We start from the raw sequence: 22,287 nt of genomic DNA, 5'->3' as shown, positions 1-22,287 counted from the left end.
ATCCCCAGTTTTCTCCACACCTGTGGATAACGGAAGGTGACCGGGTTGACCAACACTCCAGGACCTTCCATGCCTTCAAGCCGAGGTTGAGGTCGTCCTAGAGTTGGGGTCGTGATGAACCGCCTGGACCGCCAGATCCTCGGACTAGCCTTGCCCACGTTCGCGACCCTCCTCGCTGAACCGACCCTCATCCTCGTCGACACCGCCCTTGTCGGGCGGCTGGGTGTTGATCCACTAGCGGGCCTCTCACTTGCGTCAACTATTCTCACGACCATCGTCGGGGTCTGCATATTCCTCGCCTATGCGACCACCGCCTCAACTGCGCGCCACCTCGGTGCGGGCCAGCGCAGAGACGCTTTGCGGCTGGGGATGGACGGGATTTGGCTTGCGGTCGGCCTTGGGCTTCTCCTCGGACTAACCCTTCTCCTTGGTGGGGAGACGATTCTTGGATGGTTCGCCCCGGACGAGGCGGTGCTTGTCGAGGGCCGAAACTATCTATCTGCGAGTGCGTGGGGTCTGCCAGGCATGCTCGCCGTGCTCGCCGCAACGGGCACGGTGCGCGGAATGCTCGACACTCGCACGCCCCTCGTTGTCGCTACAGTCGGTGCGCTGGCGAACGTTCCCCTGTCCTACGTCCTCATCTACCCAGCTGGTCTCGGAATTGCGGGAGCTGGCTACGGCACCGCGATCGCACAAACCCTCATGGGGGTCGCGCTCTCCTCGGTCGTCATCTCAGAAGCGACGAGGGTGGGCGCGTCGCTCCTTCCCTCTGGTGCGGGCGTCCTCCTCGCTCTTCGAGACTCGGTACCCCTCATCATTCGGACGCTCATCCTCCGGGCCTCAATCCTGCTGACGGTGACCGCTGCTGTCGCGCTCGGCACGACCGCCCTCGCAGCTCATCAGATCATCAATTCCGTGTGGAACTTCGCTGCCTATGGTTTGGATGCGCTGGCGATCGCCGCACAGGCGCTCGTCGGGCAGGCCATGGGAGCAAGCAACGAAAACCGTGTTCGAGCCGTACTTGCGAGGTGCTTGCAATGGGGGGTCGGGGTTGGGGGCCTTTTTGGGCTCGTTCTCGCGCTCGGCGCCCCCCTCATCCCCCGCCTGTTCACGGAATCACTCACAGTTGTCGACTGGGCGCAGGCGGGCCTCATCGTGTGCGCGATAGGTCTGCCGGTGGCGGCGCTCGCCTACATGCTCGACGGAGTGCTTATTGGCGCCGGCGACATGGTTCACCTCGCAAAAATGATGCTTGTCGCGCTTCTTGCGTACGTCCCGGTTCCTCTCGTCCTCGCCAGCCCGGGCAACGACCTTGGCCGCCTCGGTCTCGTGCTCCTGTGGGCTGGCTATGTCGGCATCTTCATGGGACTACGCAGTATCACACTCTTTATCCGCACCCGGGGTGATAAGTGGATCGTCCTCGGCGGCTCACGATGAGCAAAGAGTAGCGAACACCCACTAAGGGCACTATCACACACCACTTTTCCCTACAAACTCATCCACCCTTGTGGAAGCCGACATGAGTTATCCACAGATTCCCTCCACAGGTGGATAACTACATTCATGTGGTTCCCCGTCATTGCAGGGTTTCCGATGTAGTGTCGGAAGGAAACTATCCCCAGCTGTGCACAACTCTGTGGATAACAAGAGACGACTGTGAGAAAACGTGTTCTCGCTGAGGAAAAAAATAATCCGCCCTATTGGGTGGACGTGGGAGGTAGGTCCTATCAGGCGTAAATGAAGTACGTCGTCAAGGCAAGCATGACCGCGACTGCCCCTCCAGCTGCGATATTTGTCCACGTGTTCTGGGACTTCGTGTAGAAGAAGGCAAGCAGCATACCGATAAGAAGACCGCCGATGTGGGACTGCCAGGAGATGCCCTCGACGATGAACCCGAAGACGAGGTTGATGGCGAGCAAAATGAGTAGCGGTGTCGTGTTTCGGGAGAGCCCACGGGCGATAACAAAGAGGGCTCCAAAAAGCCCGAAAACGGCGCCGGAGGCCCCAACGACGAAGGTGTAGTAGCTCATCCCCGTGGGGTCGGCCAGCGCGAGAACCGCAACGTTACCGGCGATCGCCGAGAGCAGGTAGAGAGCGCTGAAACGCCACCGACCGAGGACCGGCTCGATTGCCTGGCCAACGAGCCACAGGGCGTACATGTTGAAAATGAGATGCCAGAAGTCCGCGTGAATGAAAGCGGAGCCAATGAAGCGGTACGGCTGGGACTCGCCCAGCCACGGCGCGAAAACGAGAGTGGAGTCGATCTCCGACCACAGGCGGCCCGCTCCGTACAGCGCCACGCAGATCGCGATAAGCGTCAACGTGACGAGAGGAAGGGGCCGCCTGTGGCGGGGGCGTCGATCCGGATCCGGCGTGCGGTCAGCCGGCACCGGATCCGGATGATCGGTCATGAAGAGACAGAAATGGAATCGATGACGACGTCTTCCAGGGGGCGGTCCTGAGCGTTGGTCGGGACGGCTGCGATAGCGTCGACAACCTCGCGCGACTCCGCATCTTCAACGCGGCCGAAGATCGTGTGGTTGCCCTGGAGCCATGTCGTCGGCGCGACCGTAATGAAGAACTGGGAGCCGTTCGTGCCCCGACCACCAATCTTTCCAGCGTTCGCCATCGCCAGCATGTAGGGCTCGGTGAAGGTGAGCTCCGGGTGGATCTCGTCGTCGAAGTTGTAGCCAGGTCCACCGGTACCTGTGCCGAGCGGGTCACCGCCCTGGATCATAAAACCCGGGATGATGCGATGGAAGACGACTCCGTTGTATAGCGGTGTCGAGGTGCGCTCGCCTGTCTTCGGGTCCTGCCATTCGCGCTCACCCGTGGCGAGCTCGGTGAAGTTGGCGACTGTCGCGGGGGCGTGGTTCGGGAACAGTTCGACGACGATGTCGCCGTGATTCGTATGCAGTGTTGCTTTCATGTCGACTATCTTCCCATTGAACAGGCCCCGCGCCCAACATCTCCTTGCGCCAGCGGCGTATTTGCCACCCAACTTTCCGCAAGGCCAGCAGAGGTGTTTGATGAGAGATAGACTTCATTGAGTTAGTACCATCCACATGGAGGTGTCGAATGTTCGGCAAGAAGAAGAGCGCTCCAGAGCTGGCGAAATCCCAGACTGGGGAATTGGGAGAAGTGATCAGCCGCCAGGCGAGCGAGTGGGCTGAGTTGCTCGGCACTCGTGCGGGAAGCCTCGGCGAGCACGCGAAGCATGTCGCTGAGAAGGCCGGTAGCGAAGCAAACGTGTACGCAACGCGGGCGAGCAAGCAGGCTAAGCGTTACGCAGACCGCGGCGCGAAATGGGCTGCACCGAAGATTGAGACCGCCTCCCGCAAGGCGCAGGACGCTACCCATCACGCGGGTGACATGTGGGAGCACGAATACCTTCCCCGACTACGAGCAGCAGCTGAAGCGGCCCGCGAGGAGGCCGCTAAAGACGGCGATCTCATGAGTCGGGCACAGGCGATCTCAGCAGCCTCGACGAAGGCACTGACGACCACTCCCGAACCAAAGAAGAAGCGCCGCATGCGCTTCGGCTGGGTCATCGTCGCCGCCTCCGCGGCCGGAATCGGCTACGTCGTGTGGAAGCGGAGCCAGCCTGTCGAGGACCCGTGGGCGGAGGCCTACTGGGAGGACATCGCCGCTGAAGATGCCGCAACTCGTGCGGCCGCGCCTCAGACGCCGCCAGCTCCAGTTGACCCGGTGGCCGAGGCACAGGCCGCCGTTAACGATCCAGTTCAGGGCGAGAACGTTGATACTCCCCCACTGAGCGAGGCAGAGGCCGCGGCTCAGGCAGGACTATCTGACGCCGATCGCGAGTCGGATCTCGGCAAGCCGGACAACCGATAAGCAGAACAAAAGAGGAGACCCGATTGTTCGGGTCTCCTCTTTTGCACTCTTCGCTAGGTCTTAGAAGTCCTGCTCTGCTAGCCAGTCGGCCGCGATCGTCGAGGCGGGCAACTGCTCGTTGACGGACCGGGCGTTGAGCGCAACGAGAGCATCCGTATCCATAGCAGCGCTGATCTTGTTGATGATCTCCTCCGCTCGTTCATCGACATTCTCTGACGCGATCGGGACGACATGGGAGGCGAGGAACATGTTCTCCGTGTCCTCAAGCATGACGATGTCGAGATCGGCGATCTTCGGGTCTGCCGTGTAGATCAGCGCCATCTGAATGTCGCCTGCTTCCAGCGCGTTGACGGTCAGCTGACCCCCACCATCTTCAATCGGAGTAAAACCGACGTCGATGCCGTAGAACTCCTTGAGTCCCTGGGGCCCGTTTGGCCTCGTCTCAAGCTCAGAGTTGCCGCCGATGATGACCTGCTCGTCAACGTTTGCGAGGTCGGCCAGCGACTCAAGATCCCATTCCTCTGCGAACTCGGAGGTCACGAAGTACGCGTCCTGATCGGTTGCGGCAGAGTAGTCGAGAATGCGGATGCCATCGGGCGCGGCGCTCTTCAGTGCGTCATGCACCTCGTCGGCCTGCCGAACATCGGTTTCCCCCTCCCAGTGACGCAAGAGCGGTCCTGAATACTCGGGGAACAGATCGATGGCACCAGATTCGATGTCGGGGATATAGGCCTCCCGCTGGCCAATTCGGAAGTCACGCTCCACGTCAAAGCCTTCGGCCTCGAGAGCCTGGGCGTAGATTTCGGCGATGATTTCGTTCGAGTAATAATCCTGGGAGCCAATGACAATGGCAGCGGACTGCTGCTCCTCCCCGGAGTCCAGAGGGTCGTCGTCCGAACAGGCGGCGAGGCCAAGCCCTAGTGCTGCTGCCATGGCGATGATGCGTCTCATAATATTCCCTTTGCGGTTGCTGTACTTGCCGGATCAGAGAGCCTGCGGGAGGCATAATGCACACCTGCGAGGATCACTTCTAGGAGGATGGCGAGGATGGAGACGAGAATAGCGCCCCCAAGCATTGGCGAATAGTCGCCTCCTTTCAGGCCGGCGAAGACGTATCTTCCCAGCCCGTAGTCGGAGACATAAGCGGCCAGTGTCGCGGTCGCGACGACCTGGAGCGTCGCTGCCCTAATCCCGCCGATGATCACGGGGGATGCGAGCGGGAGCTCGACCCGCGTGATGATTTGGCGTTCACTCATCCCGATCGCCCGTGCCGCATCGACCGTCCCCTGCTCGACGGACTCGACCCCGGCATAAGCCCCAGCGAGAAGGGACGGAATGGCAAGGACGATGAGGGCAATAATCGGCGCCTTGAGCCCGATCCCCAGATAGAGGCCAGCAAGCGTCAGCAGGCCAAGAGACGGGATAGCGCGGAGTGCGCCGGCGGTACTAACAACGACGGCCCTGCCTTTCCGTGCGTGGCCGACAAGGATGCCGATGGGGATGGCGATGAGGGCGGCAATGAGAACGACGAGGAACGTGATACCGATGTGTTCGACGAGGCGTTGGGGGATGCTCCCCGGTCCCGACCAGCGGCTGGCGTCGGCCAGCCACGCGAACGTGTCCTCGACGATCATGCCTTCGCCGCCATGACTTTAGTCCACGGGGTGATTCGTTGCCCAACAAATTGAACGAGACCATCGAGGACGAGGGCGACTGCCACGGTCAGGACGATACCGGTGACGACAGAAGCGGGAATGGCACGCTGAAACCCATCCGTAAAGAGGCTTCCGAGGCTCGAGATGCCAACGAGCGCTCCGATCGTCGTCAAGCCCATGGTGCTGACTGTGACAACTCGAATACCGGAGACGATAACGGGGGTAGCGAGCGGCAAGTCAACCATCCACAGCATTTGCCTCGTCGAGTACCCCACTGCCGTTGCTGATTCCCGAACAGTCGGCTCCACCGATGCAAAGCCATCTGCAGCGCTACGCACGAGCAGGGCGACCCCGTATGCGGTGAGCGCGATGATGATAGTCGAGGGTGACCGAAGGCTCGTGCCGAAGATGACAGGGATGACGATGAGGAGAGGCAAAGCTGGGATCGCGTACAGGAGCGTCGCCGCTGAGAGAAGCGGCCCGCCTATTCGCGGGTGACGGAACGCCAAACGGCCGATCGGCACGGCGATGAGAATGGAGAAGAAAATTGGCGGGATGGCAATCGATAGGTGGGTGAGCAGGAGCTCGCCAATTCGTCCCCACGAGTGTGACAGCCATGTCATTGCAACAGCCCCGCCGGTCGACCATCTCCATCGACGATGATCCTGCTGCCATTAACCTCATGGACCGAGAATTTCCGGTCAGCTCGGTCGGCACCGATAAAGTCCCGGACGTAGTCGTCCTTCGGCTTCGCAAAGATCTCTTGGGGCGTTCCTGACTGGGCGATGACGCCGCCCTGCCGCAGGAGAACCACCTCGTGAGCGACGTTAAATGCTTCGTCGATGTCATGGGTAACGAGGACGATTGTTTTGCCGATCTCGCGCTGAAGCCGCCTTAGCTCGTCCTGAAGGTCGCGGCGCACAATCGGATCGACGGCGCCGAATGGCTCGTCCATGAGAAGGAGCTTCGGATCACCAGCGAGCGCGCGGGCGACTCCGACCCGCTGCTGCTGACCACCTGACAGCTGGGCTGGATAGCGCCGTCCCATTGCGACACTCAGACCCACGCGCTCGAGGAGCTCAGCTGCCGCCGCCCGGGCCTCTTTTTTGTTCACGCCTTGAAGAACCGGCACGGTCGCGACGTTGTCGATGACCGTACGGTGCGGCAGGAGACCCCCAGCTTGGAGCACGTAGCCAATGGACCGCCGCAGCGCGACCCGGCCGACCGTTGCAACGTCCTCACCATCAACAAGCACCTGGCCCTTCGTGGGCTCAACCATGCGGTTGACCATACGAAGGAGAGTCGTTTTACCGGAGCCAGACGACCCCACGAGGGCGACAACGCGGCCATCTCCGACCGTGTAGGTAAAACTGTCGACGGCAACAGTGCCATCGGGGTACGTCTTCCCCACGTTACGGAACTCGATCATGCGCGGACCTCACTAGGTTCGGTAATACCAACTTTAGCGGCAAACTAGACTCCGACTATAACGTCCGTCACGTGGACGCCGGGTCGCAGTTGCGATGAGGACCCGCGCCAACGCCTCCACACGCCCCACGGTGCCGACAAAACAATCTCTTGCGCGCCTCGAATATGCGGCCACAATTGCCGGCCAACACGCTGCTGGGCAAGGGAACGCGAATACGACGAAGCGCGGCACCGAAGTGCCGCGCCCATTGTGGAGCCACGGGGACTCGAACCCCGAACCCTCTGCTTGCAAAGCAGATGCGCTACCAATTGCGCCATAGCCCCTAGATCGTCGGAACTGGATCCGCGACCTGTTCCCATATTGCCTGATTGGCACGGTCCGCCGCAATCTTCAGCCATGCCACGTAGCCGAGACCACTTGCGAGGAGGACGATGATGAACTTCTTCATATCTACCAATCAGTTGGGTGTGGGCCTAGCTGGACTCGAACCAGCGACCTCTTCCTTATCAGGGAAGCGCTCTAACCGACTGAGCTATAGGCCCTCTGTACGCTCCGGGAGCGTGCCAAATAAGGTTAACTCAAGCCCCGCTTAGCAACAAAACCGCCAGGCCGTGAGCCTCCCGACACTTACATGCATCGTGGCCGCCAGGATAAATTCAACTGACGGCCACGGCTCTTCCGTTATCATACCGTGATTCTTCTCGCAGAACAACTTTCCTCGGAGAGCGGTGATGAGCACTCACTCATCGGTGATGGTGATGTGAGTGCCGCCGACGAGCATGGCGATGACGTTGTAAAGGATCGCCATAATTCCGCCAAGGAACGTGAAAAGAACGATGTCGATGACAGCCACGATGATGGAGAAAGAGACGACCCGTCCGAACTCCAGGTACTGCATGAGCTCGAGCAGCGGTTCCGAACCGAGTGTCTCAAGAAGATCACGAACCGAGGCGAAGACATTCATCGCGTCGAAGACCATCCACAGGACGATCGCGGAAACCACGATCATGATGCCGAGCCCCACCGCGAGGAGGAAAGAAACCTTGAGGGCCGACCATGGGTCGATCCTCGAGATCGTCATGTGAGCGCGGCGGATGCCGGGGCGGGTCCGGTCCGGGTCGGCTTCGCGTCCCTCGGGCTTCTTCGTTACGTCGATGCTCATCACTCTCAGTCCTCGTCGTCGGCTTGGTCTACGTCAGACGGTACCGCACCATCTTCCGGCTCGACGTCCTGTTCGGGCCGAATCTGCGGATCCGGCGCCGCATCGGATGCTGACGGAGCTGATTCCGCACTGTCACCAGGTAGCCGATCGACGCTCTCGACATTTCGTGCGATGGCGACGATCTTGTCGGTCGCGTCCGGCCTGGCAAACATAACGCCTTGCGTATTGCGGCCCGTCAACGACACCTCTGACACAGCGGAGCGGACGATCTTGCCGGAGTTCATAATGACAAGCACTTCATCCGTTGGCTGCGTGATGAGAGCGCCGACGAGGTCACCGCGCTCTTCAACGAGGTTCGCGACCTTGATGCCAAAACCACCGCGACCCTGGCTGCGGTACTCGGACACGCACGTCCGCTTCGCAAACCCGCCCTCGGTGACGACAAACACTTCACAGTCATCGCGGACGACATCCATCGACAGCAGGGAATCGTCATCCCTGAACCTCATGCCACGCACGCCGGAGGTCGCTCGACCCATCGGACGGAGGCTCTCGTCGTCCGCGCTGAAGCGAATGGACTGACCCTTCTTCGACACAAGAAGCACTTCATCGGTGTCGTCAACGAGACGTGCCGCAACGACCTGGTCGGTCGAACCATCGACGTGATCACGCAACTTGATAGCGATGAGACCGCCCGCGCGCGGCGAGTCGAACTCGGCAAGCTTCGTCTTTTTCACGAGTCCGTCCTGAGTGGCGAGGACGAGGTACTCCGCATCCGTGTAGGACGAAATGTTGAGAGCGGTGACGATGTGCTCGCCTGGCTGGAACGCCAGGAGATTAGCAACATGCTGGCCCTTCGAGTCACGGCCGCCTTCCGGAATCTCGTACCCCTTGATCCGATAGACACGGCCGAGGTTCGTGAAGAACAGATGCCAATCATGGGTTGAGGCGACACCGAAGCGGTCGATGACGTCATCGCCGCGAAGCGAGGCGCCGCGGACGCCCTTGCCACCACGATGTTGCGCGCGATACTCAGACACCTTCGTGCGCTTCGTGAATCCGCCGCGGGTGACAGTGACGACGACATCCTCTTCCGGGATGAGGTCCTCGACCGACATCTCACCATCAAACGGAAGGATCTTCGTTCGCCGCTCATCGCCATATTTGTCGACAATCTCCGCGAGCTCTCCAGACACGATCGATCGCTGCCGCTCGGGGCGGGCAAGGATGTCCTCGTAGTCGAGCACCTCGGCCTCCGCCTTCGCGTAGTCGTCGAGGATCTTCTGGCGTTCGAGCGCTGCAAGCCGGCGAAGCTGGAGAGAGAGAATCGCGTTCGCCTGCTCAGCATCGATATCCAGTAGCTCGATGAGACCCTCGCGCGCCACATCGGCCGTGGGCGAGCGCCGAATGAGGGCGATGACCTCGTCGAGATTGTCGAGCGCTTTGAGGTAGGCGGTAAGAATATGGAGAAGCTCTTTCGCCTTGCGCAAGCGGAAGATCGTTCGTCGCTGGATGACCTCGGTCTGGTGGTTCACCCAATGCCGGATGAAGCCGTCGAGTGACAGAGTGCGCGGGACACCGTCGACAAGGGCCAGCATGTTGGCCGGGAAGTTGTTCTGTAGCTGCGTGTGCTTGTACAGGTTGTTGAGAACGACTTTTGCTACTGCATCCCTCTTAAGGACAATGACAATGCGCTGGCCAGCTCGACCCGACGTCTCATCGCGGATGTCGGCAATGCCGGGTAGCCGCCCCTCTTTGATCCCCTCGACCATCTTCTCGAGCAGTCGGTCAGGATTGACCTGATAGGGCAGATCGGTGACGACGAGGCACTGGCGGCCATTGATCTCATCGACCTCGACGACCGCCCGCTGGGGGATCGAGCCGCGGCCGGTCCGGTACGTGTCTTCGATGCCCTTCTTACCGAGGATTGTTGCACCGCTCGGGAAATCTGGACCCTTAACGCGGAGCATGAGCTGGGCGAGTAGCTCCTCCTTCGACACATCCGGATTCTCAAGGAACCACTGTGCACCCGCGGCAACCTCGCGGAGGTTGTGGGGCGGAATACGTGTCGCCATGCCGACAGCGATGCCCTCGGAGCCGTTGACGAGCAGGTTCGGGAACCGAGCGGTGAGGACCGTTGGCTCCATGAGCGAACCGTCGTAGTTCGGCTCGAAGTCGACCGTCTCCTGCTCGATGTCTCGGACCATCTCGACTGCGAGCGGCGCCAACCGCGCCTCCGTGTACCGCGGAGCTGCCGCTCCGAGGTCACCCGCCGTACCGAAGTTGCCCTGGCCCGCGACGAGCGGGTACCTCATCGACCACGGTTGAACGAGACGAACCATCGTGTCGTAGATCGCCGAGTCGCCGTGCGGATGGTAGTGGCCCATGACGTCGCCGACAATCTTTGCCGACTTCGAGAACGACGATGTGGGCCGGTAGCCGCCATCCCACATCGCGTAGATGACGCGCCGGTGGACCGGCTTCATCCCGTCTCGAACGTCAGGCAGTGCTCGGCCCACGATGACGGACATCGAGTAGTCCAGGTATGACTTCTCCATCTCCCGTTGGAGATCGACCTCGACGATTGCGCCGTGGTTGTAGACTTCGTTTTCTTCGCTCACTGCTGCCCTTAAATATCGAGGAAGCGCACGTCGTGCGCGTTGCGCTGGATGAAGCTCCTGCGGGATTCGACATCCTCGCCCATGAGGATTGAGAACGTCTCATCCGTCGCGGCTGCTTCGCCGATCTCCACCTGTTTGAGGGTGCGTGTCTCTGGGTTCATCGTTGTGTCCCACAGTTCGCTGTCATTCATCTCGCCCAGGCCCTTGTACCGTTGGACGGCGCCGACCGTCTTGTCCTTCGGGAGCCGCTTTCCCGCCGCCCGGCCAGCCTCAAGAGCCTCATCCTTTTCCTTGTCGGAGAAGACGTAGTCGTGCGGGGCGTTCGTCCACTTGATCCTGTATAGCGGCGGCATCGCCAAATAGACGTGCCCCTCCTCGATGAGTGGGCGCATGTAGCGGTAGACGAGCGTGAGTAAGAGCGTCGCGATGTGCTGACCGTCGACATCAGCGTCGGCCATAAAGATGATCTTGTGGTACCGCAACCGGCTGAGGTCGAACTCTTCACCGACACCGGTACCGAAGGCCGTGACGAGGGACTGGATCGTATCGGATGAGAGTGCCCGATCGAGCCGTGCCTTCTCAACGTTGAGGATTTTACCCCTGATCGGAAGGATCGCCTGGTGCTTGGGGTCGCGACCGTTGACCGCCGACCCGCCTGCCGAGTCACCCTCGACAATGTAGATCTCGCACTCTTCGGGATTGCGAGAAGTGCAGTCCTTGAGCTTGCCCGGCATCGATGCTGACTCGAGTACGGACTTGCGCCGCGTCGCCTCCCTCGCCTTCCTTGCTGCCAGCCTCGCCTGGTAGGCCTGGGTGGCCTTGCGGATGATGTCTCTGGCTTCGCTCGGGTGGGAATCAAACCAGTCTGCTAGCTGCTGGTACGTCTGCTGCTGAACGAACGTACGAGCTTCCGTGTTGCCAAGCTTCGTCTTCGTCTGACCTTCGAACTGCGGCTCACCAAGTTTGACGGAGATCACGGCTGTCAGACCCTCGCGGACATCTTCACCCGAGAGGTTCGGGTCTTTGTCTTTGAGCAAGCTCTTCTCACGCGCATACTTGTTGATGATCGTTGTCAGAGCCGATCGGAAGCCCTCCTCGTGAGTGCCGCCCTCTGTCGTGTTGATCGTGTTTGCGAAGGTGTGGATGGCCTCTGAATAGGCTCCGGTCCACTGCATCGCGATCTCGAGCGAGATCTGCTTTTCCGTATCCTCAGATTCGAAATAGATCGGGTCGGGATGGACGAGCTCAACCTTCTTCATCCCGTTGAGGAACTTGACGTAGTCGAGAAGACCGCCCTCGTACCGGTAAGAGACCTCGCGGTGACCCATGATCGGGTCGTTGGACGTTCCCTCGTTGTCGCCGGTGACCTCATCGCCCTCCGGCACCGCCTCGGGACGGTGATCCATGAGGGTAATCCTCAGACCCTTGTTGAGGAACGCCATCTGGTGGAAGCGCTTGCGCAGGGTCTCGAAGTCGAAGTCGACCGTCTCAAAGATGTTGGAGTTCGGCCAGAACGTCTGAGTCGTGCCGGTCTCGTCGGTTGGGATGCCCTGCGACAACGGCTCGACCGTAGCGCCGCTCTCGTAGCTAATCGACCAGTACGAACCGTCACGCTTAATCTCCGTCTCCATGCGGGTGGACAGCGCGTTGACAACCGAGACGCCGACTCCGTGAAGACCACCCGACACGGCGTAGCCACCGTTACCGAACTTACCGCCAGCGTGCAGCACCGTCATGACAACTTCGACAGCAGGCTTTCCTTCTGTCGGATGCATTGCGACGGGAATACCACGGCCGTTGTCAACAACCTGAACGCCGCCGTCTTCGAGAAGAGTCACTTCGATGTGGTCGCAGTAGCCGGCGAGAGCCTCGTCAACAGAGTTGTCGACGACCTCGTACACGAGATGGTGGAGGCCACGCTCTCCTGTCGAGCCGATGTACATACCGGGTCTTTTTCGGACCGCTTCGAGGCCTTCAAGAACCGTGATGTCGGCAGCATCGTAAGCCTGATTCTCATCGACAGTGCCGGGCCGGCGGGTCTCGGGCGAGCGTTCGTCATCCACGTGCAGGATTCTCCTCAGTTAAGATCAATGCGGTCCGATGTCGTCGAAAACGTCCTTAGAATCGTTTCTCACGGCCCGGGACCCGATACCAGTAGGTCAGCCCGTAATCAGAGCCCGTCTCATTCTATCGCTATTTTTCGAAATGGCCTATTCAGAAGATCACTGGTCATAGGTGTCGCGAGGACCCCGTCCGGGGACAGAGAGTCGACCATGTTTCCAAGAGACCTGTTGCACATGACGCACGGTGATGGACTCGACGATTCCCTCCCCGATCGCATCGACAATTGCCTTGTCGACCTGTGGCAAGAGCGACCTTAGGTTGACCGCCCATGAGTGGGAGGACGCCACAATCGTGAGCACCCCATCCTCAAAATCCTCGAGGACCGCGTGCTTCGCCACTGTTGGCCCAACGATCTCTTCCCATGAGTTGCGAAGCTTCGCAACCGCGAGTTGCCTGGACCATCCCGCCCCCACAGTCAAGCTACCGAGTGTCTCGCCGATGGGGCGCGGGTCGCGCCATGATGGTCGGGGCCCGGAGCCAACGTCGCCCCAGCCCGGGCCCGGGGTCTGTATCTCCAGACTTACTCCCGGATCAGCCTGGCGAGCACCCTTGCCAACGAATGGCTTCGGTTTGCCGATCCGGCGATAGCCGTGTCTCCCCTGCATGTCTCTCGCCCGCTCCAGCGCGGCAAGACACACGTCATCGCCGGTCGCCTCTCGTGCACGAGTGCGAGCCTCCTCAACGATCACGGCTCACCACCCCTTCATGGACACGAAATCGGCTACCGTCAAGCTGCGGCGGAATGGCATCTCCGACCGCTGAGGTGATGAAGACCTGTTCCGTACCCACGACGAACTCCGCAAGGGCGGACCTGCGCCGCACATCCAGTTCGGCAAAGACATCGTCGAGGATGAGAATGGGATCCGAGTCGTCGCTCTCACGCAGGAGAGCCCACTCCGCCAGCCGGAGGGAAAGGGCATACGACCACGTCTCGCCGTGGGATGCGAAGCCCTTAGCTGGCAGCGTGCCAAGCCCGAGGACGAGATCATCTCGATGAGGGCCAACGAGGTTGACTCCACGGTCAATTTCACGATCCTTAAGCGCCGCAATCGACACCTGCAGCCGATCCCTCACGGCTGCAATATCACGCAGGCTCTCCTCCCGTTCCAGGTCGCCCTCACCCCGATCGACGTCGTGCGGAGCGAGGAGGGCTTTCGAGGCCTCATCAACGTTCGCCTCATAGGCAAGATGAGGCACGCCACGGCCCGGGGCGATTTTCTCGTACATCGCTCTCACGTGCGGCCGAAGATCACGAACAAGCTCGGCCCGATGGGCAATGATCTGAGCGCCGAGCTCTGCAAGTCTCTCATCCCACACCGCGAAACTGATCTTGTCTATCTCGTGCCCCCTGCGGCGTGCCGCGGCTGACGACTTGAGCAGGGCCGTTCGCTGGCGAAGAACCTTGTCGTATTCGGCCCGCAACCCCGCCATACGGGGTCGCTGCTGGATGGCAGCATCGTCAAGGAAGCGTCGCCGCACCCCGGGATCTCCCGAGACGAGTTGCAAGTCCTCTGGCGCAAAGACAACGGCCCGAAGAATACCGAGCAGTTCTCGTGGTTTCACCGTTCCTCGGTTCAGCCGGGCCCGGTTCGCTCTACCGGCGATGATCTCGATCTCGAGCAGGGTCTCCCTCTCGCCGTCATGCGCCTTGGCGCGAATGACCGCAGCGGGGCCACCCTGCCGCACGAGCGCAGCATCGGCTGCGACGCGGTGAGATGAAAACGTTGCCAGGTACGCGATTGCCTCAACAATGTTCGTCTTGCCCTGGCCATTCTCTCCGACGAAGACAGTGACTCCCGGTTCGAATTCGAGCACCGCACTCGGGTAGGAGCGGAAGTCGTTGAGCGCCAGATTTGAAATCCACACGCTATCCTCAACCTCCTCTGTTCAGCCCTCCACCCTTTCGTGCACGCAGGTCAGTTCACGCCGAATGCGCGAATCGGCATAAGCAACACGCGGAAGTCGAGAGAGTCGTCACCGCCGAGCTCTTCCTGCGGCGACACAACAGCAGGCTTCGTCGCATGGGTGAAAGAGAGCCGTACGTACGGAGCGTTCGTCACCGTCAGTGCGTCGAGGAGGTAGGAGGGGTTGAATGCCATGGTGATGTCTTCACCATTGAGGCTGGCTTGGAGAATTTCCTTGGCCTGTGCTGAATCCCCGCCCTGCCCGGCTTCAACCGTCACCTGGCCTTCTGTGAACGTCAGACGAACGGCGGAATTGCGCTCGACGACGATGCGGGAGCGCTTGATGGCGTCGAGGAGGTCAGCGCGCGAGACGACCGCATAGCCGTTGATATCTTTCGGGAAGAGTGAACGGACCTGTGGGTAGTCGCCGTCGATGAGTCGGGACGTGCTGTGCCGGCCGACCGCGTCAAAGCCGATCATCTTCGCTACCCCAGCCTCATCAAGAGCAAAAGTGATTGGACCTGCAGAGCCGTAAGACTTCGCGATCTCAAGGAGCCGCGACGCTTTCACGAGAATTCGATCCGATACGTCAGTCTTCGACGGTGACCACGGGAGTTCGCGTACTGCGAGACGGTAGCGGTCCGTCGCCATGAGCGTCATGGTCTCGCCGTCGATTTCAATGCAGACCGATACGAGCAATGGCAACGTCTCGTCGTGAGAGGCAGCGGATGAGACCTGCGTGACAGCTTCCAACCACTCCGCTCCATCGACAGTGCCGATGACATCATCGGTCGATGGGAGCGACGGGTACTCGTCGAGTGCCATTGAGTGGAGCGAGAAGCGAGCGTTGCCACACACGACATCCAGCTTCGTTCCGTCGAGTTTGAGATCAACTGGTCGAGCCGGCAGACTACGACAAATTTCGGCGAGAATGCGCCCATTCACCAGGCATTCTCCCGAGCTGTCGACGCTCGCCTCGGTCTCGACCAGAGCAGTCGTCTCCGGGTCGTAAGCCGAGACTTGCAGCGTGCCCGCACTGTCAGCGACAAGCTTGATACCCGCGAGGACGGGTATGGCTGGACGACTTGGAATTGTCTTAGCCGCCCAAGTGACAGCATCCGCAAGCACGTCGCGTTCGACCCTCAGCTCCACCCTAGAGTCCTTCCTGTAAGACCGGTAACGAGCATTACCTTACGCGACTTCTCAGAGGCGTGGATGGTGAGTGGGCGATTCTGCGACGTGAGCCTCTTGAGCCGTCTGTTGGCTCAGATTTTCAATCAATATGTAAATTCAGCAGTAGTAGTAGGCCCTGTGGAACATGTTGAAAACCCACTTTACGCTTGCGGTTGCCACGTTCCTCCTGTGGGAACTTTCTGGACAGTCCGGTGGATAAAACGGGGAAGCTGTGGATTGAGCCATTCGAGCTTTGTGAAGATCCACAGTTGCCGTGACTTATCCACAGATTTCGCTTGGTTTTCCAAAATTGTCCACAGAATCTGTGGACAAGAGCTGAGGTCTTAGCCGCGAGCATTCTTTGTGGCGGCCTGTTTGATCTGAGCTGTTAGCGCCGACACATCACTGAAGACCTGTTCTTTCTGCGCCATCTGGTTTGAGATCTTCCGATAGGCGTGCATGACGGTCGTATGGTCGCGGCCGCCGAAGAGGTCACCAATTTTCGGTAGTGAGAGGTCCGTTAGTTCCCGGCATAGGTACATGGCAATCTGGCGTGCGGTCACCATCATCCGCGTGCGGTCCGGGGAGCCAAGATCGTCGATGCTGATACGAAAGTAGCTCGCTGTCTGAGCCATGATGAGGCCAGCCGTAATCTCGAGGGAATCGGGGTCAGCGATGATGTCTTTGAGAACGGTCTCCGCAAGTGCGACGGTCAGTTTCTGTTTGGACAGATCGCAGTAGGCGGTTACACGGCGGAGAGCGCCCTCGGTCTCGCGAACGTTCGTCACGATCTTCGTCGCAATGTACTCGGACACCTCCGGGGGCACCGAGAGACCTTCGCTCGCCGCTTTGCGGTTGATGATTGCCATGCGGGTCTCGAGGTCGGGCGGCCGAATGTTCGCTGTCAGACCGGAGGCAAACCGCGAGATCATGCGGTCCTCGAAGTCGCGCAGCAGATGCGGGGCCACATCGGAGGAGATGACGATCTGCTTGTTCGCATTGGAAAGGGCATTGAATGTGTGGAAGAACTCCTCCACTGTGCCCTCCTTGTCGCCGAAGAACTGAATGTCATCGATGAGCAAAATGTCGATCGAGCGGTAGCGCTCCTTGAACCGGTGCTTCGTGTTCTTGTCGAGAGAATTAACGAAATCGTTCGTGAATTCCTCTGCGGAGACATACTTGACCTTGAGCTCCGGATACAGGTTGAGAGCGTAATTACCGATCGCGTGCATGAGGTGGGTCTTGCCCATGCCAGAGTCGCCATAGATGAAGAGCGGGTTGTATGTCTGTCCGGGCGCCTCAGCGACAGCGAACGACGTTCCATGAGCGAACCGGTTGGATTCCCCGATGACGAAGGAATCGAAGGTATAGCGCGGATTGAGACCCGCGGTCCGCAATGCTGTCTCCGATGCTCCGGGGCCTCGTCGGGGCATATCTGCAGCCGCATCCGCCGCAGAGGCCACCGACAGCGCATCCTCGTGCGGGTCGAACGACATGGCCGCGGGAAAGGCGGTTTCTACGTAGTCGGTTGACCCTCCGCTCACGGTCTCTGGGGAAAAGCCGCGCGAATGGATGGGTTCAGGTGCAGTTTGCTGAAGCGGGGCCTCGCCCAGCGAGGAATCGACCGAGATGAGAATGCGCTTCTCGCGGCCGAGGATGTCAGTGAGCTTTCCTTCCATCGCTGGAGCGGCATTTTCTTCAATCCACGACTTGATGAAGTCCGAGCTCACCGCGACAACGAAGATGTCATCGACAGTCGCGAGAGGGTGCGCCATGCGGACGAAAGCCGTCTGCGAATCCGTAAGTTCATCCTCAGCTCGAAGAAGTTCAATGGCAGCGGTCCAAGCATCAAGGGCAACGCGAGGATCTGACATTGAGGAACTCCTTCTGTGAAAGATGACCGCTGGGCGCAGGCACTCGCCTCATCGTAGGCCAGATTCGCCGGAACGCCGCGCGATTAACGTCCCTCTCTCCACAGCCTTATCCACAGTTGTGGACAAAGCGAGGAGTGGATTTTTGGCCCCAGCTGAACGTAAACTGGGGAACTACAACTGTGTGGTTACACAGCTGTGGACGGACGTTTTTCACCCTATGTGAATTCGATCGGCGACAATTTTTCAGGTGCCTGCTGGTGCGGTGAGACTCCTCACCTCACCTGCACTGTTATTGACCCATCGCTCCCGATTGCCTAGGCTTTTCTGGTTATGTGACTATCGATCGACTCGATAGCCGACTACCGAGTGGAGATCATCATGGTGAAGCGGACTTTCCAGCCCAACAATCGCAAGCGCGCGAAGGTGCACGGCTTCCGCAAGCGCATGTCCACCCGCGCCGGCCGCTCAATCCTTTCGGGCCGCCGTCGCAAGGGCCGCGCCAAGCTCTCTGCCTGATTTGCTGAGGGCTCGTGCTTCCGGCGCATAACCGCATGCGTTCGTCCGGAGACTTTCGGGCCACGACCAGAGAAGGGGTTCGAGGCAAAGCACAGAGCCTCATGATTCACCTCCGGTCACCGGACAGAGCAGACATAGCCGACTGGGATTCTGCCCTGGTCGGCTTCGTCGTACCCAAAACCGTCGGTAATGCTGTCCAACGCAATAGAGTACGCCGACAGCTACGGCATCTCATGCGCGAGCGGCTCAATAACCTGGATCCGGGATCGGCTCTCGTCATCCGGGTGTACCCGGGCGCCGCGGGACGTCCGTCGGATGAGCTTGCGGAAGATCTTGACAGTGCGTTGGCCAAGGCGAAAAGGCGACTGCGATGACACCTGTCGCCCGCGGGATCTCGGCCGTCATTAGCTTCTATCAGCGGAGCATTTCCCCCCGGTTTGCCCCTCGCTGTCGGTACTACCCAAGCTGTTCCTCGTATGCGATGGAAGCGGTTCAGGTTCACGGTGCGAGCAAGGGTACACTGGTAGCCACGTGGCGTATTCTCCGTTGTAACCCGTGGTCCAAAGGTGGAGCCGACTATGTCCCTGAGAAAGGGGCCTGGCCCGGCAAGCCGCTCGGCCATGGCGAGCTCCTCAATCTGTGGGATGAAGAAGAAGCCAAACGTCCTGCCGCGTCCGGAGAGAACAACTCAGGCGAGGACAGCGTGCCACCCCCGGCACAGCAGGACACCAATATAGAAGCGCCGCGAGAGCGGCATGACAGCGAGACAAGGAAAAACTGAGCCTTGGATACCATTCTCTCCCCCATCATGTGGGTCATCGCGTGGATCATGGATATCATCCACACTGGCCTCACTGCCATCGGCCTCGCCGACGGCTCCGGCTCGGCGTGGGTGTGGTCGATCGTCGGCCTCACGGTCGTCGTCAGGATTCTTATCCTTCCGCTGTTCAAGAAGCAGATCAATTCCTCTCGCGCCCAGCAGCTCATACAGCCGGAACTGAAGAAGCTGCAGAAGAAGTACAAGAACAAAAAGGACACGTACTCTCAGCAGCGAATGCAGGCGGAGATGCAGGCGATCTACAAGGACGCGGGCACATCTCCCTTTGCTGCGTGCATGCCGCTTCTTATTCAAACCCCGATCTTCCTCGCCCTGTTCCGAATGCTCAACAACCTCGTTCCGATCGCTGAAGGAAGTCGTGGAGCCATTGGCCCGATCGATCGGGCGGCCGCGATGGAGATCGAATCCTCACAGGTGTTTGGGGCGCCGCTCGCAGCTTCGTTCAATCAGCCGACTTTGGGCGGCGGCGACGAACTAACCGTCCGCATCGTCGCGATGATTCTTGTCATCATCATGTCAACGACGATGTTCATCTCCCAGCGCATGATGATCTCGAAGAACATGCCGGAGGAGGCTAAGAGCTCCGACAACCCCATGTACCGGACGCAGCAGATCATGATCTGGCTGTTCCCCGTCATTTTCCTTATTTCCGGCATCGCCTTCCCCGTCGGCGTTCTCATCTACTGGGTTGTGTCGAACGTGTGGTCGTTCGGACAGCAGCTCTACATGATCACGAACGCTCCTGCGCCTGGCTCTGATGCATACAGGGCGAAGCAGAAGCGTGACCGTGAGCGTCGGATTAAGAAGGGTCTTCCGCCTGAAGAAGTGACCGATACGGCCGTCGCAGTGGAAGAGCCTAAAGGCCAGCGCCAGCAGCCCGTCGGCAAAGGTCGAGCCAAGAAGCTCGGACTGGACCGTGAAGAAGCGAAAAAGGTCGCTGCCGAAGAGGCCAAAGCCGCTGCTGAGGCGGAAAAGGTGCCTCCGTCGACGAGCGAAGCGAGCCCGGCCGCTCGTTCTAAGAAGAAGTCAAAGAAGCAACGCAAGGTGGAGGCTGCGAAAGCTCAGGATGAGCTGACGCCAGAAGACATCGTCGACGAAGCGGTGGAACATACCGCCGAAGACTTACGTGAGGACGTCGACAAGGGAGGGCTCACGCCAGCCGAAAGGGCTGCAGTGAGGGCGGCTCGGCGGGCTGAGCAGCGTCGCAACCAGCGCGACAAGCGCAAAGGCAAATAGACACAACAGACTTTGAAGCGCTCTCCGCTTCACCGACACAGATAGGGACATCATGCCTGAATCGAACGACCGCGAGGGTTTGTTCAAGCGCCTCGACGCGGAGGGTGACATCGCCGCAGACTACCTGGAAGAGCTTCTCGACCTCGCTGATCTCGACGGAGACATCGAAATCTCCGTTGAAGCAGACAGAGCGAGTCTCGCTATCGTCACTGACGATGGACCCGACCCACGACTCAAGCGTCTCGTTGGGAAGAATGGCGAGGTTCTCGACGCTCTTCAGGAGCTCACGAGGCTCGCGGTTCAGACAGCGACAGGCGAACGCTCACGTCTCATGCTCGACATTGACGGCTATCGGGCACATCATCGCGAACGAGTTCTCGTCGTTGCCAAGGACGCGATTGAAGAGGTTCTCGAGACTGGTGAAGCGAAGCATCTGGAGCCGATGAACCCATTTGAACGCAAAGTCGTGCATGATGCTGTCGCGGCCGCCGGCCTCGCGTCTGACTCCGAGGGCGTTGGGCCAGAGCGTCACGTTGTCATCGATATTGCAGCCGACGATGATGACATTGACGTTGACGACGACGATAAGAATATCGAAAGCGAAGACCTCGAAGAAAACGAGTAGTCGCGATGCGAAACGATGACACTCCAGCTAATGGTCCAGAGCTTTTAGGGGACAGCTGGACGAAGCTCGACGCTTACGCGCAGATGTTGTGGGACGAGGGCGAAGAGCGGGGGCTTATCGGACCGCGGGAGCTCCCAAGGCTTTGGTCCCGTCACATCCTCAACTCAATGGCGATCAACGAGTTCATTCCTCGTCGTGCAGTGACAATCGACATCGGGTCGGGAAGTGGGTTGCCCGGGATCGTGCTCGCAGCCACCCGACCTGACGTTCATGTCCATCTCGTTGAATCCATGGAGCGTCGGGTCTTCTGGCTGGACGAAGTCACCGAAGCGCTAGAGCTGTCTAACGTGACCATTCATCGGAATCGGATTCAAGACCTGCACGGTGAGTTCCAGGTGCAGGTGGTTACCGCACGCGCGGTCGCGGCACTTAAAAAGCTAGTGCCCATGGCCTTTCCTGTCCTGAAAAGCGGTGGATTCCTGGTCGCTCTTAAGGGTGAACGCGCGGACGCCGAAATCGACGACGCACGCCCGACATTCAAAAAGAACAAGGTCGCATGGGTGGATATGCACGTAGTCGACGTTCCCGGAACCTCCGAAGCCACGCGTGTTGTCGTAGCACAAAAGAAGTAGTTATGTGCCTGATATAGTACAGTTGTACTAGAATGCCCGCTACTCATCTTGGTCGAGAAGTTTGTTTCCGGCTCCGACAGTAGCTCTTGCATTACTGTTTCTCGGTCGTATAGCTGTGGATTTTGCACTCGTCGAGTAGCGAAGGATCCCCTGTGTTTGGTCGATCTGTCTTCGGTTGTTTGTGAACCCATTTTCGGCTCAGTCGGCGTTTCACGTGAAACACCCCTGCGATCCAGTAGATCACTTTTCAGAGCTCTAGATGGCGTTCCTGTGCATTTGCGCCTGCGACCCAGGCCCTCTGCCATATCGAATTTGAGCTCTCGTCGGCTCGTTCTTCCTGTCGACTTTCAGCCGCGTACGGCTGGTGAGCATGTTTGCTTTGGACTCCGCAGTCCTCATCGCTGGGTGCTGGCGCGTACTCTTTTCGCCTGCATGACTTTGAACGGGTGGATTCAACCGGTCAACGCAACACCATCGAAAATGTACTCAGAGGTGTGATGTGGCAAAGATCGGTAGACCAGGACTCCCGTCGGATCGACGGCAGCAAGTGTGGGACATGTGGAAGACAGGGGCATCAATCAGCGAGATCGGTCGAACCGTGGGCTCCCCTCCAGGCTCAATCTTCTCGATCCTGTTACCCTAT

Annotated in this window: 22 protein-coding genes and 2 tRNA genes; 8 read left to right on the top strand and 16 right to left on the bottom strand. The window is 59.6% G+C overall.

Annotated elements, in window-relative coordinates; all coding sequences use genetic code 11:
• The first annotated feature begins 114 nt into the window (after positions 1–114).
• On the top strand, positions 115–1,437 hold the full coding sequence (locus tag H7E91_RS03915) for an MATE family efflux transporter (RefSeq protein WP_182353931.1): 1,323 nt from the start codon (positions 115–117) through the stop codon (positions 1,435–1,437).
• 290 nt (positions 1,438–1,727) lie between these two features.
• On the opposite strand, the gene H7E91_RS03910 is transcribed toward H7E91_RS03915, so the two are convergent.
• Entirely contained in the window at positions 1,728–2,411 is a 684-nt protein-coding gene (locus H7E91_RS03910) for a rhomboid family intramembrane serine protease (RefSeq protein ID WP_182353801.1), read from the bottom strand.
• On the bottom strand, positions 2,408–2,929 hold the full coding sequence (locus tag H7E91_RS03905) for a peptidylprolyl isomerase (protein WP_182353800.1): 522 nt from the start codon (positions 2,927–2,929) through the stop codon (positions 2,408–2,410). The genes H7E91_RS03910 and H7E91_RS03905 overlap by 4 nt, the downstream gene beginning before the upstream one ends.
• 149 nt (positions 2,930–3,078) lie before the next feature.
• Here H7E91_RS03905 and H7E91_RS03900 point away from each other — a divergent pair, with 149 nt between their 5' ends.
• Positions 3,079–3,855 carry a hypothetical protein gene (locus H7E91_RS03900; protein ID WP_182353799.1) on the top strand — a complete coding sequence of 259 codons (777 nt, stop codon included), beginning with the start codon at positions 3,079–3,081 and terminating at the stop codon, positions 3,853–3,855.
• 60 nt (positions 3,856–3,915) lie between these two features.
• Here the strand turns inward: H7E91_RS03900 and H7E91_RS03895 are convergent, their stop codons facing one another.
• From H7E91_RS03895 to dnaA, 14 genes are all read right to left on the bottom strand, one after another.
• Positions 3,916–4,806: an ABC transporter substrate-binding protein gene (locus tag H7E91_RS03895; RefSeq protein ID WP_182353798.1), complete on the bottom strand. Its 891-nt coding sequence runs from the start codon at positions 4,804–4,806 to the stop codon at positions 3,916–3,918.
• Positions 4,803–5,489, bottom strand: a complete 687-nt coding sequence (locus tag H7E91_RS03890; RefSeq protein WP_182353797.1) for an ABC transporter permease — start codon at positions 5,487–5,489, stop codon at positions 4,803–4,805. The genes H7E91_RS03895 and H7E91_RS03890 overlap by 4 nt, the downstream gene beginning before the upstream one ends.
• On the bottom strand, positions 5,486–6,133 hold the full coding sequence (locus H7E91_RS03885) for an ABC transporter permease (RefSeq protein ID WP_182353796.1): 648 nt from the start codon (positions 6,131–6,133) through the stop codon (positions 5,486–5,488). The genes H7E91_RS03890 and H7E91_RS03885 overlap by 4 nt, the downstream gene beginning before the upstream one ends.
• Positions 6,130–6,939, bottom strand: a complete 810-nt coding sequence (locus H7E91_RS03880; RefSeq protein WP_182353795.1) for an ABC transporter ATP-binding protein — start codon at positions 6,937–6,939, stop codon at positions 6,130–6,132. Before H7E91_RS03880 ends, H7E91_RS03885 begins: the two co-directional genes overlap by 4 nt.
• A gap of 250 nt (positions 6,940–7,189) precedes the next feature.
• Positions 7,190–7,262: transfer RNA gene (locus H7E91_RS03875), tRNA-Ala, on the bottom strand.
• Positions 7,262–7,387, bottom strand: a complete 126-nt coding sequence (locus tag H7E91_RS11690; RefSeq protein WP_241698374.1) for a DLW-39 family protein — start codon at positions 7,385–7,387, stop codon at positions 7,262–7,264. Before H7E91_RS11690 ends, H7E91_RS03875 begins: the two co-directional genes overlap by 1 nt.
• 20 nt (positions 7,388–7,407) lie before the next feature.
• Positions 7,408–7,481, bottom strand: a tRNA-Ile gene (locus H7E91_RS03870).
• Between the two features lie 197 nt (positions 7,482–7,678).
• Positions 7,679–8,101, bottom strand: coding sequence for a DUF3566 domain-containing protein (locus H7E91_RS03865; protein WP_241698373.1), 423 nt, complete (start codon positions 8,099–8,101; stop codon positions 7,679–7,681).
• Between the two features lie 5 nt (positions 8,102–8,106).
• Positions 8,107–10,659 (bottom strand): DNA gyrase subunit A, encoded by a 2,553-nt coding sequence (gyrA, locus tag H7E91_RS03860; RefSeq protein ID WP_194309137.1) that lies wholly within the window; start codon positions 10,657–10,659, stop codon positions 8,107–8,109.
• A 71-nt stretch (positions 10,660–10,730) separates the two neighbouring features.
• On the bottom strand, positions 10,731–12,785 hold the full coding sequence (gene gyrB, locus H7E91_RS03855; RefSeq protein WP_338401722.1) for a DNA topoisomerase (ATP-hydrolyzing) subunit B: 2,055 nt from the start codon (positions 12,783–12,785) through the stop codon (positions 10,731–10,733).
• A gap of 159 nt (positions 12,786–12,944) precedes the next feature.
• Entirely contained in the window at positions 12,945–13,535 is a 591-nt protein-coding gene (locus H7E91_RS03850; RefSeq protein WP_338401721.1) for a DciA family protein, read from the bottom strand.
• Positions 13,525–14,712, bottom strand: a complete 1,188-nt coding sequence (gene recF / locus H7E91_RS03845; protein WP_182353793.1) for a DNA replication/repair protein RecF — start codon at positions 14,710–14,712, stop codon at positions 13,525–13,527. The genes H7E91_RS03850 and recF overlap by 11 nt, the downstream gene beginning before the upstream one ends.
• A 50-nt stretch (positions 14,713–14,762) precedes the next feature.
• Complete coding sequence (dnaN, locus tag H7E91_RS03840) at positions 14,763–15,902, bottom strand: DNA polymerase III subunit beta (protein WP_182353792.1); 1,140 nt, start codon at positions 15,900–15,902, stop codon at positions 14,763–14,765.
• 365 nt (positions 15,903–16,267) lie between these two features.
• A complete protein-coding gene (dnaA, locus tag H7E91_RS03835) occupies positions 16,268–17,797 on the bottom strand; it encodes a chromosomal replication initiator protein DnaA (RefSeq protein WP_182353791.1) in 1,530 nt (509 codons plus the stop codon).
• A 378-nt stretch (positions 17,798–18,175) separates the two neighbouring features.
• Here dnaA and rpmH point away from each other — a divergent pair, with 378 nt between their 5' ends.
• From rpmH to rsmG, 6 genes are read left to right on the top strand one after another with little or no spacing between them, the layout of a single operon-like run.
• Positions 18,176–18,313 carry a 50S ribosomal protein L34 gene (gene rpmH / locus H7E91_RS03830; protein ID WP_182353927.1) on the top strand — a complete coding sequence of 46 codons (138 nt, stop codon included), beginning with the start codon at positions 18,176–18,178 and terminating at the stop codon, positions 18,311–18,313.
• Between the two features lie 35 nt (positions 18,314–18,348).
• Entirely contained in the window at positions 18,349–18,687 is a 339-nt protein-coding gene (gene rnpA / locus H7E91_RS03825) for a ribonuclease P protein component (protein ID WP_194309130.1), read from the top strand.
• A complete protein-coding gene (gene yidD / locus H7E91_RS03820) occupies positions 18,684–19,094 on the top strand; it encodes a membrane protein insertion efficiency factor YidD (RefSeq protein WP_182353789.1) in 411 nt (136 codons plus the stop codon). Before rnpA ends, yidD begins: the two co-directional genes overlap by 4 nt.
• Before the next feature lie 3 nt (positions 19,095–19,097).
• The gene (gene yidC / locus H7E91_RS03815; RefSeq protein WP_182353788.1) at positions 19,098–20,387 is read left to right on the top strand and encodes a membrane protein insertase YidC; all 1,290 of its coding nucleotides are present in this window, start codon (positions 19,098–19,100) and stop codon (positions 20,385–20,387) included.
• A gap of 52 nt (positions 20,388–20,439) precedes the next feature.
• On the top strand, positions 20,440–21,012 hold the full coding sequence (locus tag H7E91_RS03810) for a Jag family protein (protein WP_182353787.1): 573 nt from the start codon (positions 20,440–20,442) through the stop codon (positions 21,010–21,012).
• A 5-nt stretch (positions 21,013–21,017) separates the two neighbouring features.
• On the top strand, positions 21,018–21,644 hold the full coding sequence (gene rsmG / locus H7E91_RS03805) for a 16S rRNA (guanine(527)-N(7))-methyltransferase RsmG (RefSeq protein ID WP_182353786.1): 627 nt from the start codon (positions 21,018–21,020) through the stop codon (positions 21,642–21,644).
• Positions 21,645–22,287 lie beyond the last annotated feature (643 nt).

This window comes from Flaviflexus huanghaiensis (assembly GCF_014118685.1).
GTDB classification, from domain to species: Bacteria; Actinomycetota; Actinomycetes; order Actinomycetales; family Actinomycetaceae; genus Flaviflexus; species Flaviflexus huanghaiensis.
Note: the sequence above shows the minus strand (reverse complement) of the source record. Positions and strands in the feature narration are given on the sequence as shown.

Coding starts and splice junctions, on each gene's coding strand:
- H7E91_RS03915 (WP_182353931.1), top strand. CDS start 115: ATGAACCGCCTGGACCGCCAGATCCTCGGACTAGCCTTGCCCACGTTC.
- H7E91_RS03910 (WP_182353801.1), bottom strand. CDS start 2,411: ATGACCGATCATCCGGATCCGGTGCCGGCTGACCGCACGCCGGATCCG.
- H7E91_RS03905 (WP_182353800.1), bottom strand. CDS start 2,929: ATGAAAGCAACACTGCATACGAATCACGGCGACATCGTCGTCGAACTG.
- H7E91_RS03900 (WP_182353799.1), top strand. CDS start 3,079: ATGTTCGGCAAGAAGAAGAGCGCTCCAGAGCTGGCGAAATCCCAGACT.
- H7E91_RS03895 (WP_182353798.1), bottom strand. CDS start 4,806: ATGAGACGCATCATCGCCATGGCAGCAGCACTAGGGCTTGGCCTCGCC.
- H7E91_RS03890 (WP_182353797.1), bottom strand. CDS start 5,489: ATGATCGTCGAGGACACGTTCGCGTGGCTGGCCGACGCCAGCCGCTGG.
- H7E91_RS03885 (WP_182353796.1), bottom strand. CDS start 6,133: ATGACATGGCTGTCACACTCGTGGGGACGAATTGGCGAGCTCCTGCTC.
- H7E91_RS03880 (WP_182353795.1), bottom strand. CDS start 6,939: ATGATCGAGTTCCGTAACGTGGGGAAGACGTACCCCGATGGCACTGTT.
- H7E91_RS11690 (WP_241698374.1), bottom strand. CDS start 7,387: ATGAAGAAGTTCATCATCGTCCTCCTCGCAAGTGGTCTCGGCTACGTG.
- H7E91_RS03865 (WP_241698373.1), bottom strand. CDS start 8,101: ATGAGCATCGACGTAACGAAGAAGCCCGAGGGACGCGAAGCCGACCCG.
- gyrA (WP_194309137.1), bottom strand. CDS start 10,659: ATGGAGAAGTCATACCTGGACTACTCGATGTCCGTCATCGTGGGCCGA.
- dnaA (WP_182353791.1), bottom strand. CDS start 17,797: ATGTCAGATCCTCGCGTTGCCCTTGATGCTTGGACCGCTGCCATTGAA.
- rpmH (WP_182353927.1), top strand. CDS start 18,176: ATGGTGAAGCGGACTTTCCAGCCCAACAATCGCAAGCGCGCGAAGGTG.
- rnpA (WP_194309130.1), top strand. CDS start 18,349: ATGCGTTCGTCCGGAGACTTTCGGGCCACGACCAGAGAAGGGGTTCGA.
- yidD (WP_182353789.1), top strand. CDS start 18,684: ATGACACCTGTCGCCCGCGGGATCTCGGCCGTCATTAGCTTCTATCAG.
- H7E91_RS03810 (WP_182353787.1), top strand. CDS start 20,440: ATGCCTGAATCGAACGACCGCGAGGGTTTGTTCAAGCGCCTCGACGCG.
- rsmG (WP_182353786.1), top strand. CDS start 21,018: ATGCGAAACGATGACACTCCAGCTAATGGTCCAGAGCTTTTAGGGGAC.